Annotated in this window: 15 protein-coding genes; 13 read left to right on the plus strand and 2 right to left on the minus strand. The window is 58.2% G+C overall.

Annotation, left to right across the window (positions count from 1 at the left end):
- Nucleotides 1–83: 83 nt before the first annotated feature.
- Entirely contained in the window at nt 84–425 is a 342-nt protein-coding gene (grxD, locus tag QN377_RS03965; protein ID WP_016779691.1) for a Grx4 family monothiol glutaredoxin, read from the minus strand.
- 511 nt (nt 426–936) lie between these two features.
- Here grxD and argF point away from each other — a divergent pair.
- Nucleotides 937–1,857 (plus strand): ornithine carbamoyltransferase, encoded by a 921-nt coding sequence (gene argF / locus QN377_RS03970; protein ID WP_095019465.1) that lies wholly within the window; start codon nt 937–939, stop codon nt 1,855–1,857.
- Entirely contained in the window at nt 1,854–2,963 is a 1,110-nt protein-coding gene (locus tag QN377_RS03975; protein ID WP_095001404.1) for an ABC transporter ATP-binding protein, read from the plus strand. Before argF ends, QN377_RS03975 begins: the two co-directional genes overlap by 4 nt.
- A gap of 16 nt (nt 2,964–2,979) precedes the next feature.
- Here the strand turns inward: QN377_RS03975 and ybaK are convergent, their stop codons facing one another.
- Complete coding sequence (ybaK, locus tag QN377_RS03980) at nt 2,980–3,450, minus strand: Cys-tRNA(Pro) deacylase (protein WP_095001405.1); 471 nt, start codon at nt 3,448–3,450, stop codon at nt 2,980–2,982.
- A 370-nt stretch (nt 3,451–3,820) separates the two neighbouring features.
- Between ybaK and QN377_RS03985 the strand changes: the two genes are divergently transcribed.
- From QN377_RS03985 to QN377_RS04035, 11 genes are all read left to right on the plus strand, one after another.
- A complete protein-coding gene (locus QN377_RS03985) occupies nt 3,821–4,672 on the plus strand; it encodes an MIP/aquaporin family protein (protein ID WP_095001406.1) in 852 nt (283 codons plus the stop codon).
- An 89-nt stretch (nt 4,673–4,761) separates the two neighbouring features.
- Nucleotides 4,762–6,267, plus strand: a complete 1,506-nt coding sequence (glpK, locus tag QN377_RS03990; RefSeq protein ID WP_095001407.1) for a glycerol kinase GlpK — start codon at nt 4,762–4,764, stop codon at nt 6,265–6,267.
- Between the two features lie 124 nt (nt 6,268–6,391).
- A complete protein-coding gene (locus QN377_RS03995; RefSeq protein ID WP_019823558.1) occupies nt 6,392–7,147 on the plus strand; it encodes a DeoR family transcriptional regulator in 756 nt (251 codons plus the stop codon).
- A 286-nt stretch (nt 7,148–7,433) separates the two neighbouring features.
- Nucleotides 7,434–8,972, plus strand: a complete 1,539-nt coding sequence (gene glpD, locus QN377_RS04000; protein ID WP_095001408.1) for a glycerol-3-phosphate dehydrogenase — start codon at nt 7,434–7,436, stop codon at nt 8,970–8,972.
- 328 nt (nt 8,973–9,300) lie between these two features.
- Nucleotides 9,301–10,230, plus strand: coding sequence for a glutamate/aspartate ABC transporter substrate-binding protein (locus QN377_RS04005; RefSeq protein WP_095001409.1), 930 nt, complete (start codon nt 9,301–9,303; stop codon nt 10,228–10,230).
- 202 nt (nt 10,231–10,432) lie between these two features.
- Entirely contained in the window at nt 10,433–11,179 is a 747-nt protein-coding gene (locus QN377_RS04010) for an amino acid ABC transporter permease (RefSeq protein ID WP_016779683.1), read from the plus strand.
- Nucleotides 11,179–11,853 (plus strand): amino acid ABC transporter permease, encoded by a 675-nt coding sequence (locus tag QN377_RS04015; RefSeq protein ID WP_019823564.1) that lies wholly within the window; start codon nt 11,179–11,181, stop codon nt 11,851–11,853. Before QN377_RS04010 ends, QN377_RS04015 begins: the two co-directional genes overlap by 1 nt.
- Nucleotides 11,850–12,584 carry an amino acid ABC transporter ATP-binding protein gene (locus tag QN377_RS04020; RefSeq protein ID WP_016779681.1) on the plus strand — a complete coding sequence of 245 codons (735 nt, stop codon included), beginning with the start codon at nt 11,850–11,852 and terminating at the stop codon, nt 12,582–12,584. The genes QN377_RS04015 and QN377_RS04020 overlap by 4 nt, the downstream gene beginning before the upstream one ends.
- Nucleotides 12,585–12,752: 168 nt before the next feature.
- Entirely contained in the window at nt 12,753–14,657 is a 1,905-nt protein-coding gene (locus tag QN377_RS04025) for a sensor histidine kinase (RefSeq protein ID WP_095001410.1), read from the plus strand.
- Nucleotides 14,654–15,979 carry a sigma-54-dependent transcriptional regulator gene (locus QN377_RS04030; RefSeq protein WP_095001411.1) on the plus strand — a complete coding sequence of 442 codons (1,326 nt, stop codon included), beginning with the start codon at nt 14,654–14,656 and terminating at the stop codon, nt 15,977–15,979. Before QN377_RS04025 ends, QN377_RS04030 begins: the two co-directional genes overlap by 4 nt.
- Nucleotides 15,980–15,987: 8 nt before the next feature.
- On the plus strand, nt 15,988–16,314 hold the full coding sequence (locus QN377_RS04035; protein ID WP_169844883.1) for a GlpM family protein: 327 nt from the start codon (nt 15,988–15,990) through the stop codon (nt 16,312–16,314).
- Nucleotides 16,315–16,376 lie beyond the last annotated feature (62 nt).

Genomic DNA, 16,376 nt, shown 5'->3' on the forward strand with positions numbered 1-16,376 from the left:
CATTAAAAAGCCCCGCCTTGTTTATCACAGAGGCGGGGCTTTTTTATGCGTGCGACAAAACAACTGTCACGACGCGACTGATATCAGGCTTCAGTCTTGTTTGCTGCGGCTTTCTCGACAGCTTCTTTGATCAAAGCCTGCAAAGAACCATCAGCGGCCATTTCAGCCATGATGTCGCTACCGCCAACCAGCTCGCCACCTACCCACAATTGCGGGAAAGTTGGCCAGTTGGCGTACTTTGGCAGATTGGCACGAATTTCAGGATTCTGGAGGATGTCCACGTAAGCGAACTTCTCGCCACACCCCATGACTGCCTGAGCAGCTTTAGCCGAAAAGCCGCACTGCGGGGCATTCGGGGAGCCTTTCATGTAGAGCAGAATGGTGTTGTTGGCAATCTGGTCTTTAATAGTTTCGATGATATCCATGGAGCACCTCGGCTGAACTTTCCGACGCAGATGTCGGCACGGTGGCGCATTGTAACGGAAAGCCGAGCGCGACGCTCGGTCTCCCCGACAGACAATAGTATGCCCCTGCTCCCTCCACAAAGCTTGTTGTCCCTGCCGAGAAACGATGGCTGCGAGCAGTTAAAGCCCGCCTCATGACAGGAATGCTGCCAACGCCATCGCAGCCGTCGCTCCTCGCCAGCGATGACAAATACGACGACCTCGCCCCCCCTCGCAATTGCCAAGCTACGCCACGGCAGTGTACAAATGGGCAGCTGAGGTGAGGCAAACCGCCTGATGTGGCTCATGCAGCGCAAGACCCGCTCAAACCTCTATACATATGACCCTTATTGGCAAGACGCGACATTTCCTTATAAGATCGCGCCTTCCCCTATTTCGTCGCCCCGTGCGGCTTTCGCCGCAGGTCTCGCCCGTTTTTCCGAAAACCCCGGCCTTGAGCATCTGCGATCGTTGCAAAAAAAGGTAGTTAATGATGAGCGCAAGGCACTTTCTCTCCCTGATGGATTGCACTCCCGAAGAGCTAGTCAGCGTGATTCGCCGCGGCATCGAGCTTAAGGACCTGCGCCAGCGCAGCGTTCTGTTCGAACCCTTGAAAGGTCGCGTACTGGGCATGATTTTCGAAAAATCATCGACCCGCACCCGCCTGTCATTTGAAGCTGGCATGATCCAGCTCGGTGGCCAGGCCATTTTTCTGTCACCACGAGATACCCAACTGGGTCGTGGCGAACCGATAGGCGACTGCGCCATCGTCATGTCACGCATGCTTGACGCCGTCATGATCCGCACCTTCGCCCACAGCACCCTGACCGAGTTTGCGGCCAATTCCCGCGTACCGGTTATCAATGGCCTGTCGGACGACCTGCACCCATGCCAGTTGCTGGCTGACATGCAGACCTTCCTTGAGCATCGCGGATCGATCAAGGGCAAGACCGTGGCCTGGATTGGTGACGGCAACAACATGTGCAACAGCTATATAGAAGCGGCTATCCAGTTTGACTTCAACCTGCGTGTTGCCTGCCCCGAAGGCTATGAACCAAACCCCGAGTTCGTGGCGCTGGCAGGCGAACGCGTTACCATCGTTCGCGACCCGCGTGATGCCGTGATTGGCGCCCACCTGGTGAGCACCGACGTATGGACATCAATGGGTCAGGAAGACGAAACGGCCAAGCGCCTCGAACTGTTTGCCCCGTATCAGGTCAACCGTGCCCTGCTCGACCTGGCGGCCGATGACGTGCTGTTCATGCACTGCCTGCCTGCTCATCGCGGCGAAGAGATCAGCGTCGACCTGCTGGACGACCCTCGCTCCGTGGCCTGGGATCAGGCCGAAAACCGCCTGCATGCGCAAAAAGCGCTGCTCGAATTCCTTGTCCAACCGGCGTACCAATCCGCATGAGTCAGCCGCTATTGCTAAACCTTCGTGATCTGGCCTGTGGGTATCAGGGCCAGAGCGTGGTGCAAAACCTCAACCTGCATCTCAATGCCGGTGATATCGGCTGCTTGCTGGGCTCTTCGGGGTGCGGCAAAACCACGACATTGCGTGCTATTGCCGGGTTCGAACCGGTACACCAGGGTGAAATCAGGCTGGCAGGCGAAGTGATCTCCAGCGCCGGCTTCACCTTGGCACCCGAGAAACGTCGTATTGGTATGGTGTTTCAGGACTACGCCCTGTTCCCGCACCTGAGCGTGGCCGACAACATTGCCTTCGGCATTCGCAAGCACCCGAACAAAGACCGTGTGACCGAAGAGCTGCTTGAGCTGGTCAACCTTAAAAACCTGGGCAAACGCTTTGCGCACGAGTTATCAGGTGGTCAGCAGCAACGCGTTGCCCTGGCCCGCGCCCTGGCACCCGAGCCGCAACTGCTGTTGCTGGATGAGCCATTCTCCAACCTGGATGGCGAGCTGCGCCGCAAGCTCAGCCACGAAGTGCGCGATATCCTGAAAGCCCGTGGTACAAGTGCGATTTTGGTGACACACGATCAGGAAGAAGCCTTCGCTGTCAGCGATCATGTTGGCGTGTTCAAGGAAGGCCGCCTTGAACAGTGGGACACTCCTTACAACCTCTACCACGAACCTCAGACGCCCTTTGTGGCGAGCTTTATCGGTCAGGGCTACTTTATTCGCGGCCAGTTGCTGACACCTGAATCGGTACAAACCGAGCTGGGTGTCTTGCGTGGCAACCGTGCGTATACCTGGCCAACGGGCGGTGCAGTGGATGTATTGCTGCGCCCGGACGATATCGTCTACGCACCGGACAGCGATTTGAAGGCGCGGATCATCGGCAAGACATTCCTCGGCGCATCGACCCTTTATCGCCTGCAACTGCCGACAGGCAGCCAGCTGGAGTCGATCTTCCCGAGTCATGCCGACCACTTGCCTGGCGCTGAAGTGGGCATTCGCGTTGCCGCCGAACACCTGGTGATGTTTCAAACCAGCGGCAGCATAGCGGCGCAAATCCCGCAATCCGAATCAGGTGTAAGGCGTTTCAGCACAGCGCACTAAAAACCTGTGGCAGCGCTTACGCCCTGCCTACTTCTGCGAACTTCGCTTGCGTGTGCTCTGCCAGCACCGCAGGCGCCAGTTCCACCTCCAGCCCGCGTCGTCCGGCGCTGACAAAAATAGTCGAAAAACCCTCGGCACTTTTATCAATAAAAGTACGCAGGCGCTTCTTTTGCCCCAACGGGCTGATCCCGCCAAGCAGATAACCTGTGGAGCGTTGAGCCGCCGCCGGGTCCGCCATTTCGACTTTTTTCACCCCCGCTGCCTGAGCCAGCGCTTTCAAATCAAGACTTCCGACGACCGGTACGACGGCAACCAGCAACTCGCCCTTTTCACTGCTGGCCAACAGCGTCTTGAACACTTGCGCAGGCTCCAGGCCAAGCTTTTCTGCGGCCTCCAGGCCGTAGGATGCCGCCTTGGGGTCGTGTTCATAGCTGTGTACCCGATGTTCGGCGCGAACTTTTTTCAGCAGGTCCAGTGCAGGCGTCATGACAGCTCCAGTTTTGCAGAGGAGAAAGAAATACGATGGCCGATTTTAGGCTATTACCCCGTAAAAAGGCGCTGAAACCGAGGTTACAGACCCTGCATGTAGCTAAAAAGTTACCTTTACCCCTCTCAATTCGTAGTCTTTGTTTACATAAAAACCAATACCAAAGCACTCATCTGAAGTCAGAATGTGAATACCCGTTCACTTTCGACCTTTGACAGCAGTGTTTCTTGTCTATATTTTTTCGAATCTGAATATACTCACACGACTCAGCCTGACAGCGTAAAACACAAATACGCAGTTCCCGGTCCAGGCTCAGGCGCACTGCCACCCTGATTGACGACGTCAAAAAACAACAATAACGAGGTTTTACATGTCGACTGCATCGCAGCACCCCACACTTTCAGGCCAGTGCCTGGCCGAGTTTCTCGGCACCGCACTTTTGATATTCTTCGGTACCGGCTGTGTTGCGGCTCTCAAGGTCGCGGGCGCAAGTTTTGGCCTATGGGAAATCAGCATCATCTGGGGCATTGGAGTCAGCATGGCGATTTATCTGACGGCCGGCGTTTCCGGCGCACACCTGAACCCGGCGGTCAGCATTGCGCTGTGCCTGTTCACCGATTTTGAAAAACGTAAACTGCCTTTCTATATCCTCGCCCAGATCGCAGGGGCCTTTTGCGCAGCGGCGTTGGTTTACACGCTCTACAGCAACCTGTTCTTCGATTACGAACAAGCCCACCAGATGGTACGTGGCAGCCAGGCCAGCCTGGAATTGGCCTCGGTATTCTCGACCTACCCGCACCCTTCGCTGACAACGCTGCAGGCCTTCCTCGTCGAGCTTGTGATAACCGCTATCCTTATGGGCGTAATCATGGCCCTGACCGACGACAAAAACGGCTTGCCCCGTGGCCCATTGGCCCCCCTGCTGATCGGCTTGCTGATCGCCGTCATTGGCAGCTCGATGGGCCCATTGACCGGTTTTGCGATGAACCCTGCGCGTGATTTCGGGCCCAAGCTGATGACTTTCTTCGCTGGCTGGGGGGACGTCTCGTTCACCGGCGGGCGCGATATCCCGTATTTCCTGATTCCCATTTTTGCACCCATCGTAGGTGCCTGTCTGGGCGCTGCCATTTATCGCGGGATGATTGCCCGGCACTTGCCTGACATTGCCCCGGCAGATGCGGTTACCCAAGCCGCTGCGCCTGCAAAGACCCAGGCATCCTGATACCGACTGATGAAACGGGGCGCACGAGACCTACTGCCCGTTACCTGTCTCGCGCCCGCAACCTCCCTCATTCTGCAAGGCACTAACAAATGACCGACACTCAGAATAAGAACTACATCATTGCGCTGGACCAAGGCACCACCAGTTCGCGAGCGATCATCTTCGATCGTGACGCCAACGTGGTGTGCACAGCACAACGTGAGTTCCAACAGCATTACCCGCAACCGGGCTGGGTCGAACACGACCCGATGGAGATTTTTGCCACCCAGAGCGCCGTGATGGTTGAGGCCCTGGCCCAGGCCGGCCTGCATCATGACCAGGTTGCCGCCATCGGCATTACTAACCAGCGCGAAACCACGGTGGTCTGGGACAAAGAAAGCGGCCGCCCGATCTACAACGCCATCGTCTGGCAATGCCGTCGCAGCACCGAGATCTGCGAGCAGCTCAAACGCGACGGTCACGAGCAATACATCAGCGACACCACCGGCCTGGTGACCGACCCGTACTTCTCCGGCACCAAACTGAAGTGGATCCTCGACAACGTCGAAGGCAGCCGCGAACGGGCGCGCAAAGGCGAACTGCTGTTTGGCACCATCGACAGCTGGCTGATCTGGAAATTTACCGGCGGCAAAACCCACGTTACCGATTACACCAACGCCTCGCGCACCATGCTCTTTAACATCCACACTCTGGAGTGGGATGCCAAGATGCTGGAGGTGCTGGATATCCCGCGCGAAATGTTGCCTGAAGTGAAGTCGTCTTCAGAAATCTACGGCCGCACCAAAAGCGGTATCGCCATCGGCGGCATTGCCGGCGACCAACAGGCCGCGCTGTTTGGCCAGATGTGCGTCGAGCCCGGCCAGGCCAAGAACACCTACGGCACCGGCTGCTTCCTGCTGATGAACACCGGCGCCAACGCCGTGAAGTCGACCCACGGCATGCTGACCACCATCGCCTGCGGCCCCCGCGGCGAAGTGGCCTACGCCCTGGAAGGCGCCGTGTTCAACGGTGGTTCCACCGTGCAATGGCTGCGTGACGAACTGAAGATCATCAACGACGCCCACGACACCGAATACTTCGCCAATAAAGTCAAAGACAGCAATGGCGTGTATCTGGTGCCTGCCTTCACCGGCCTCGGTGCCCCCTACTGGGACCCGTATGCCCGTGGCGCACTGTTCGGCCTTACTCGCGGTGTACGCGTAGACCACATCATTCGTGCTGCGCTGGAGTCGATTGCCTACCAGACACGGGACGTACTGGACGCTATGCAACAGGACTCCGGCGAACGCCTCAAAGCCCTGCGTGTAGACGGTGGTGCCGTAGCCAACAACTTCCTGATGCAGTTTCAGGCAGACATCCTCGGCACCCAGGTTGAACGCCCGCAAATGCGTGAAACCACGGCCTTGGGCGCTGCCTACCTGGCGGGTCTGGCTTGCGGCTTCTGGGGCAGCCTGGATGAACTGCGCGGCAAGGCGGTGATCGAGCGCGAGTTCGAACCTGCACTGGACGAAAGCTGCAAAGAGAAGCTCTATGCCGGCTGGAAAAAAGCCGTAAGCCGTACCCGCGACTGGGAACCTCACGAAGAAAGCAACTAAGTACGGGCAATTACATCTGCGGGCGCCTATGGCGCCCGCAGTTGCTTGAGGCACCTGCGAGTAGCAGACGACGCTTTCCTGCGGCATCATGGGTGAATTTGCTTCGCCGCCCAAAGGAAACTCCATGAATCTGCCTCCACGCCAACAGCAGATCCTCGAACTCGTACGCGAGCGCGGTTATGTCAGCATCGAGGAAATGGCTCAGTTGTTCGTCGTCACGCCGCAGACCATTCGCCGTGACATCAACCAGTTGGCAGAAGCCGACCTGTTGCGCCGCTACCACGGTGGCGCCGCCTATGACTCCAGTGTAGAGAACACCGCCTACGCCATGCGGGCCGACCAGATGCGCGATGAAAAGCGCCGCATTGGCGAAGCCATTGCCGCCCAGATTCCCGATCACGCCTCGATTTTCATCAATATCGGCACCACCACCGAGTCGATTGCCCGGGCGCTGCTCAACCACAATCACCTGAAAATCATCACCAACAACCTGCATGTTGCGTCGATCCTGAGCGCAAAAGACGACTTCGAAGTACTGATCGCCGGCGGCAATGTGCGCCGCGATGGTGGCATCGTCGGTCAGGCCAGCGTCGACTTTATCAACCAGTTCAAGTTCGACTTCGCCTTGGTTGGTATCAGCGGTATCGATTCTGACGGCAGCTTGCTGGACTTTGACTATCAGGAAGTACGCGTATCCCAGGCGATTATCGCCAATGCCCGACAAACTATCCTGGCAGCGGACTCCAGCAAGTTCGGCCGCAATGCAATGGTCCGCTTGGGCCCGATCACCTTGATCGATTGCCTGGTCACCGACCAGCCGCCCGTGCCGGAGCTGGCGCAACTGCTGGCCCAGAACAAAATTCGTCTGGAAGTGGTGTAACCGCACTCAGATAGTGATGCGGGTTCAGATGCTGTGGGGCGGGCTTGCTCGCGATGGCATCACCGCAACCTGACAGGTGAGCCGCAGCGCCTGCATTGCGAGCAATGCCTGCTCCCGCAGAATCATTGCCCTACACTAAAATGTTCGAAATTCTTCCTTTCGACGCCCTTCGATGAGTTTTTTCAATCGAAGGGTGCTGGCTGCCCGCGCCTTTATCCGCTAATATTTTCGCAAATGAACATTAATGTTCGAATTCAAATATGCGTAAAGAACGCGAGGCCAACCCATGCCCCTGACCACCTTGCCTGCCACTCCCCTCGCTGAGGTTTACGACGTCGCCGTTATTGGTGGTGGAATCAATGGTGTCGGGATTGCGGCAGATGCAGCCGGGCGCGGCCTCTCGGTGTTCCTTTGCGAAAAGGACGATCTGGCCAGCCACACGTCCTCTGCCAGCAGCAAGCTGATCCACGGTGGCCTGCGCTACCTCGAACATTACGAGTTCCGCCTGGTGCGCGAAGCGCTGGCCGAACGCGAAGTGCTGCTGGCCAAAGCCCCGCATATCGTTAAACCGATGCGTTTCGTATTGCCGCACCGACCGCACCTGCGCCCGGCGTGGATGATCCGTGCCGGCCTGTTCCTGTATGACCATTTGGGCAAGCGTGAAAAGCTGGCTGGTTCAACCAGCCTCAAGTTCGGTGCCAACAGCCCCCTTAAAGCAGAAATCACCAAAGGTTTTGAATACTCCGATTGCTGGGTCGATGACGCGCGCCTGGTAGTGCTCAACGCCATGGCCGCGCGGGAAAAAGGCGCCCATGTTCACACCCAGACCCGTTGCGTCGGCGCGCGCCGTAACAAGGGTTTGTGGGAGTTGAACCTGGAACGTGCAGATGGCAGCCTGTTTTCGATCCGCAGCAAGGCCCTGGTCAATGCCGCCGGCCCCTGGGTCGCCAAATTCATCAAGGACGACCTCAAGCTGGACTCGCCTTACGGCATCCGCCTGATCCAGGGTAGCCACCTGATTGTGCCCAAGCTGTATGACGCGCCAAATGCCTTCATCCTGCAGAACGAAGACCAGCGGATTGTGTTCACCATTCCGTACATGGACCAGTTCACCATCATCGGCACCACTGACCGCGAATACACCGGCGATCCGGCCAAGGTCAGCATTACCGAAGAAGAAACCGACTACCTGCTTAATGTGGTCAACGCCCACTTCAAGCAGCAAGTGAGCCGCAGCGACATTCTGCGCACCTACTCCGGCGTGCGCCCGCTGTGCAATGACGAGTCCGACAACCCTTCGGCCGTGACCCGCGACTACACCCTGGCATTGTCTGGCGCAGCGGGCGAAGCCCCGCTTCTATCGGTATTTGGCGGCAAACTGACCACCTATCGCAAGCTGGCCGAATCGGCCATGGCACAGCTGACACCCTACTTCACCCAGATCAAGCCGAGCTGGACCGCCAGCGCGACATTACCCGGCGGCGAAGGCATGACCACGCCAAAAGCCCTGAGCGAGGCCCTGGTCAGCAAATACAGCTGGCTGGATGCCGCAATTGCCAAGCGCTGGGCAATCACCTATGGCAACCGCTCCTGGAGCTTGCTCGAAGGTGCACAAGGCCTGAGCGACATGGGCGAGCATATCGGCAGCGGCCTTTACAGCCGTGAGGTTGATTACCTGTGCAACCAGGAATGGGCACTGGAGGCACAGGACATCCTGTGGCGCCGCACCAAGCTTGGGTTGTTCACCACGGCCGAGGAACAGGCCCACCTGAGCCAGTACATGACCACCCTTGGCCTGAAACACCGCAAGGTTCAGGCCGCTTAATTCGCGTTTAGATGGCCCGTGGGAGCGAGTCCGCTTGCACGGGCCTTCGCTCCTCCCCCCCGCACTGCCTGCCTTTCATTCGGTTTTCCGAACGCACTCCCCCCCAATGATTCGGCTTTCCGGGCATCTGCATGCCACCGAAGTCCCGACATAAAACTTTAATTAGTTATAAATCAGCAGGTTAGGCTTTAATGCCAGGGCTGGCACGACTCATGCTCTACACTCTAAGCCGAATGCTTAAACAGAGCGTTTAGCCTGTTGAGACGTTCTGAGTAAAAAAGGGCCTGCAAACAGGCTCAATAAAAAAAACAATGTCGAGGAAACATCGATGCGCATCGTTCCGCAACTTTTGGGCGCAGCAATTGCTGCAGCTCTGATTAGCACTCCAGTTTTTGCAGCCGAATTGACCGGCACACTGAAGAAAATCAAAGAATCCGGCACCATCACCCTTGGGCATCGTGACTCCTCCATTCCGTTCTCCTACATCGCGGACGCTTCCGGCAAACCGGTTGGCTACTCCCATGATGTGCAACTGGCTATCGTTGAAGGGCTGAAAAAACAGCTCGACATGCCGGACCTGAAGGTCAAGTACAACCTCGTTACCTCCCAGACCCGTATCCCGCTGGTGCAGAACGGCACCGTTGACGTTGAGTGTGGTTCCACCACCAACAACGTTGAACGCCAACAGCAGGTCGACTTCTCGGTCGGCATCTTCGAAATCGGTACGCGCCTGCTGTCCAAAAAGGACTCGCCTTACAAGGACTTCGCTGACCTGAAAGGCAAAAACGTCGTGACCACTGCTGGTACCACCTCCGAGCGCATCCTCAAGGCGATGAACGCCGACAAGCAGATGGGCATGAACGTGATCTCGGCAAAAGACCACGGCGAAGCCTTCAACATGCTGGAGTCGGGCCGTGCTGTTGCTTTCATGATGGACGACGCCCTGCTGGCCGGTGAAATGGCCAAAGCCAAGAAGCCTACAGACTGGGCCGTGACCGGCACTCCACAGTCTTACGAAATCTACGGCTGCATGCTGCGTAAAGGCGATCCGGAATTCAAAAAGGCCGTGGATGACGCCATCGTTGCCTACTACAAGTCGGGCAAGATCAACGACACCTACAAAACCTGGTTCGAGTCGCCGATTCCACCAAAAGGCCTGAACCTGATGTTCCCGATGAGCGATGAGCTCAAAGCGTTGATTGCCACCCCTACCGACAAGGCAGCAGACGACAAACCGGCTGAAGAAAAGAAATCCTGATTTCAGCCGGCTGAAACCCCCGGGCGCAAGCCATTGCGCCCGGGGGTGTCGACCACCTTTGGACTAAGCTTCTTATTGCATTAGAGAGCACTCGACCCGCCGGTTATCGAGCGGGTTAAGTGTGCCCGGCGACCCTGCCGGGTGAGAACGGATTCCCTGAAGCAAGTGCTTGTTTATAGACCCATCTGAGGGGAGACCCTGCATGAATTACAATTGGGACTGGAGCGTGTTCTTCAAGTCCACCGGCGTAGGCAGCGAGACATATCTCGACTGGTTTATTTCCGGCCTGGGCTGGACCATCGCTATCGCTGTTGTCGCCTGGATTGTCGCGCTGATCCTGGGTTCGCTGCTGGGCGTGATGCGCACCCTGCCGAACCGCTTTATCGCGGGCATTGCCACGGTATACGTAGAAATCTTCCGTAACGTTCCGCTGCTGGTGCAGCTGTTTATCTGGTACTTCCTGGTGCCCGATCTGCTGCCACCCAACCTGCAGGAATGGTACAAGCAGGACCTCAACCCGACCACTTCGGCTTATCTGAGCGTTGTCGTGTGTCTGGGCCTGTTTACCGCCGCACGTGTTTGCGAACAGGTACGTACCGGTATCGAAGCCCTGCCACGGGGCCAGGAAGCAGCGGCCCGCGCCATGGGTTTCAGCATGGCGCAGATCTACTGGAACGTGCTGCTGCCACAGGCCTACCGGATCATCATTCCACCGCTCACCTCCGAATTCCTCAACGTGTTCAAGAACTCGTCCGTGGCCTCGCTGATCGGTTTGATGGAACTGCTGGCGCAAACCAAACAGACGGCCGAGTTTTCCGCCAACCTGTTTGAAGCCTTCACCCTGGCCACGTTGATCTACTTCACCCTGAACATGAGCCTGATGCTGTTGATGCGCCTGATCGAGAAAAAAGTAGCCGTACCCGGTCTCATGTCTCTGGGGGGCAAATAATGGACTTCTTCGATTTCAGCGGGATTGTCCCCGCCCTGCCGGGCCTGTGGAACGGCATGATCATGACCCTCAAGCTGATGGTCATGGGCGTTGTCGGTGGTGTGGCCCTGGGCACCGTGCTGGCCCTGATGCGTTTATCGTCAAGCAAGTGGATGGCCAACCTGGCCGGCGCTTACGTGAACTATTTCCGTTCCATCCCGCTGCTGCTGGTGATTACCTGGTTCTACCTGGCGGTGCCGTTCGTGCTGCGCTGGATCACCGGCAAGGACACCCCGATCGGGGCGTTCGAGTCGTGCCTGGTAGCCTTCGTCATGTTCGAAGCAGCCTACTTCTGCGAAATCGTGCGAGCAGGCGTGCAGGCCATCCCCAAGGGTCAAATGGGTGCAGCCAAGGCCCTGGGCATGAGCTACGGCCAGGCCATGCGCCTGATCATCCTGCCCCAGGCCTTTCGTAAAATGACCCCGCTGCTGCTGCAACAGAGCATTATCCTGTTCCAGGACACCTCTCTGGTCTACACGGTTGGCCTGGTGGATTTTCTCAATGCCTCGCGTTCCAGTGGCGACATCATCGGCCGCTCCAATGAGTTCCTGATCTTCGCCGGTCTGGTGTATTTCATCATCAGCTTTTCCGCCTCGCTGCTGGTCAAGCGTCTGCAAAAAAGGTTTGCCGTATGATCTCGATCAAGAACATCAACAAGTGGTACGGGGACTTCCAGGTACTGACCGATTGCAGTACTGAAGTCAAAAAAGGCGAAGTGGTCGTTGTCTGTGGCCCGTCGGGCTCGGGCAAGTCGACCCTGATCAAGTGCGTCAACGCCCTTGAACCGTTCCAGAAAGGCGACATCGTGGTTGACGGCACCTCCATTGCCGACCCGAAGACCAACCTGCCGAAGCTGCGTTCGCGGGTTGGCATGGTGTTCCAGCACTTCGAACTGTTCCCGCACATGACCATCACCGAAAACCTGACCATTGCCCAGGTCAAGGTATTGGGCCGCAGCAAGGCTGAAGCCACCAAAAAAGGCCTTGAGCTTCTGGAACGCGTAGGCCTGTCGGCCCATGCCCACAAGCACCCCGGCCAGCTTTCCGGCGGGCAACAACAACGTGTGGCGATTGCCCGCGCCCTGGCCATGGACCCGATCGTCATGCTGTTTGATGAACCGACCTCGGCCCTTGACCCGGAAATGGTCAACGAAGTGCTCGACGTCATGGTGCAGTTGGCCAACGAAGGCATGACCATGATGTGCGTGACCCACGAAATGGGTTTTGCCCGCAAGGTCGCCAACCGGGTGATCTTTATGGATCAGGGCAAAATCGTCGAAGACTGTGAGAAAGAAGAGTTTTTCGGTGATGTATCGGCCCGCTCCGAGCGTGCCCAGCACTTCCTCGCCAAGATCCTGCAGCACTAAACACCCGTTCAGCTCCCACCGGCTTGGGTGGGAGCGGGCTTGCTCGCGATGGCAGCGATCCTGGTTAACTGATGAACCGCGCCGCTCCCATCGCGAGCAATCCCGCTCCCACAGTGGATCTACGTGAACGGTCAACCACTGCACAGTGGTTGACCCAAGGCATCTGTGATGAAATGCGACCCCACTCTTTATCGCGGTGCTCCGCCCTCACTTGCCGTGAAACCTCGCCTGCTCCGTCATTTCCTGCTGCCTCTGCTGATCATCCTGTTGACGATCGGCCTGGGCTACGCGGGCTATCGCATCAGTGAACACTTCGGTATTCGTACCCTGAGCGAAACCGGCGAACGCCAACTGGAACTGCATGCCCGTACCGTTGAAAGTGAGCTGGGCAAATACACTTACCTGCCCAGCCTGCTGGAGCTGGAGTCCAGCGTTTCGCGATTGCTCGCCGATCCCTCCGTGCAGAACCGGGTCACCGTCAACCAATACCTCGAAGGCCTGAACCGCCGCAGCCGCAGCCGGGCCATCTATGTGCTCGACACCACCGGCCGCGTGATGGCTACCAGCAACTGGCGGGATACCGACAGTTATCTGGGCGAGGACCTGTCATTTCGCGCCTATTTTCAGGATGCCGTACGCGGCCAGCCCGGACGCTTCTACGGCATTGGCAGTACCTCGGGTGAACCCGGCTACTACCTCGCCCACGGCCTGGAAGAGCAGGGCAAGATCATTGGCGTGGCCGTGATCAAAGTCCGCCTCGAAGCCCTTGAGGAGCGCTGGCAACGCGCCCGCCTCGAAGCCTACGTCAGCGACGAGAACGGCATTATCATCCTGTCCAGCGACCCTACCCGGCGGCTCAAGTCCATCCACCCGCTCAGTGCCGACACCAAGGAGCGCCTGGCCCGCAGCCTGCAGTACTACTGGTGGCCGCTCAACGAGCTGGAACCGCTGGAGCGGGAAAACCTCGCCGAAGGCGTAGAAAAAGTCACCTTCGCCAGCAGTAACGATGTGGTGACCGACCACCAGGAAGTCAGCTACCTGGCGCAAACCCGCAGGCTTAACGACACCCCCTGGGACATCACCCTGCTCACGCCATTGCAAGACCTGCGCCGTGAAGCGGCGAACCAGGGAATGCTGGTGGCGGTGGCATTTGCCTTGCTGGCCTTTTTGCTGATTGCCTGGAATGAGCGACGCAAAGTGATAGCCACCCGACTGGCTGCACGGGAAGCCCTGCAAGAGGCCAACAACCAGCTGGAGCGCAAGATCACCGAGCGCACCACCCACCTGCGGGCCAGCAACGAACGGCTCAAAGGCCAGATACGCGAGCGGCGCCAGGCCGAAGACACCCTGCGCCGCGCCCAGGATGAACTGGTACAGGCGGGCAAGCTGGCGGCCATCGGGCAGATGTCCACCAGCATCGCCCATGAACTGAACCAGCCGCTGGCGGCCTTGCGCACGCTGTCGGGCAATACCGTGCGCTTTCTTGAACGCGGTGATCTCAAGGTCGCCGCGGACAACCTCGGCACCATCAACAATCTGGTCGACCGAATGGGCCGCATCACCGCTAACCTGCGCTCCTTCGCCCGCCGCGGTGACGATCATGGCCAGGCCTGCCTGGGCAAGGCCGTTGACGCCGCCCTGCAACTGCTCGCCAGCCGCATGGAAGAATCAGGGGTGCAACTGCATCGAGACTTCACGGAGGTGGCGCTCAAGATTGATCAAACCCGACTTGAGCAAATTCTGGTCAACCTGATCGGCAATGCCCTGGACGCCATGCAAGGTCAGGCGACACAACCGCAACTGTGGCTGACGGGCGAGCCCAACGACGCCAAATACCGTCTGTGTGTGCGCGATAACGGTCCCGGGATCGAGCCAGAAGCACGCAAACATCTCTTTGAACCCTTCTTCACCACCAAACCCGGCGAACAGGGTCTAGGCCTTGGCCTGACCCTGTCGGCCAGCCTGGCCGCTGCTGCCGGCGGCAGCCTCAGCGTCGAGTTCCCGGTCACCGGTGGTGTCGCATTTGTCCTTCTTTTGCCGCTGGTACAACCTGCTAAGGCCGACACGCCATGAATAACGACCTGACGGTCCTGATTGTTGAAGACGATCCCCATGTTCTGCTCGGCTGCCAGCAGGCGCTGGCGCTCGAAGATATTCGCAGCGAAGGCGTCAGCAGTGCCGAACAGGCGCTGGCGCTGGTAGGCGACAACTTCCCGGGTATCGTCATCAGTGATATCCGCCTGCCCGGAATGGATGGTCTTGAACTGCTCAAGCACCTCAAGGCCCGCGACCGCACCCTGCCGGTGGTATTGATTACCGGGCATGGCGATATTTCCATGGCCGTGGGCGCCATGCGTGACGGTGCCTATGACTTTATGGAGAAACCCTTCTCCCCCGAACGCCTGGTTGATGTGGCCCGTCGTGCGCTGGAGCAGCGCAGCCTGGCGCGGGAAGTCTGGTCGTTGCGCCGTCAGCTTGCCGAGCGTGATTCACTTGAAGGACGCATCATCGGCCGCTCGCCGGCCATGCAGCAGTTGCGCGAACTGATAGCCAACGTCGCCGATACTTCAGCCAACGTGCTGATTGAAGGTGAAACCGGTACCGGCAAGGAGCTGGTCGCCCGCTGCCTGCACGACTTCAGCCGCCGCCAGCCCCAGCAGTTTGTCGCCCTCAACTGCGGTGGTCTGCCGGAAAACCTGTTTGAAAGCGAAATTTTCGGCCACGAAGCCAACGCCTTTACCGGGGCAGGCAAACGTCGCATCGGCAAAATCGAACACGCCCATGGCGGCACGCTGTTTCTCGACGAAGTGGAAAGCATGCCGCTCAACCTGCAGATCAAACTGCTGCGGGTTTTGCAGGAGCGCACTCTGGAGCGCCTGGGCTCCAACCAGAGCATCGATGTGGACTGCCGGGTTATCGCGGCGACCAAATCCGACCTCGACCAACTGAGCAAGGCCAGCCAGTTTCGCAGCGACCTGTACTACCGCCTGAACGTGGTCACACTTGAGCTGCCTCCTTTGCGCGAACGCCGCGAAGACATCCTGCAACTGTTTGAATACTTTCTGCAGCAATCATCATTGCGTTTCGACCGTGCGGCCCCGGAGCTGGATAACCAGACCCTGTCCAGCCTGATGAGTCATGACTGGCCGGGCAATGTGCGGGAACTGCGCAACGTGGCCGAACGTTTTGCCCTGGGCCTGCCGGCGTTCAAAAAGCCGGGGAGCAATGCAGCGCAGGGGCTGGGGTTTTCCGAGGCGGTGGAAGCGTTCGAACGCAACCTGCTCAACGATGCCCTGCAACGCAGCGGCGGCAACCTGACCCAGGCCAGCCAGGAACTGGGCATGGCCAAGACCACCCTCTTCGATAAAGTCAAAAAATACGGGCTCGCGCACTGATGGATCTGATTCTCAAAGCTGCACTGGGCGCTGGAGTGGTGATCATTCTGGCCATGCTGGCCAAAACCAAAAACTACTACATCGCAGGGCTTGTGCCGCTGTTTCCAACCTTTGCCCTGATCGCCCACTACATCGTCGGCAAAGGCCGCTCGGTGGACGACCTGAAAACCACCATTGTGTTCGGCATGTGGTCGATCATTCCTTACTTCGTGTACCTCGCTGCCCTGTACGTGCTGGTCGATCGCATGCGCCTTGAAGCCTCGCTGGCGCTGGCCGCCGTAGCCTGGCTGATGGCCGCGACCGTGCTGGTCAGCGTTTGGGTACGCCTGCACTGAAACGATGGGAGCGGGCTTGCTCGCAATACACATGACGCGGTTTGCCAGATAAACAGCAGTGA

This window comes from Pseudomonas sp. CCC4.1 (assembly GCF_035019225.1).
Classification (GTDB): domain Bacteria; phylum Pseudomonadota; class Gammaproteobacteria; order Pseudomonadales; family Pseudomonadaceae; genus Aquipseudomonas; species Aquipseudomonas bubulae.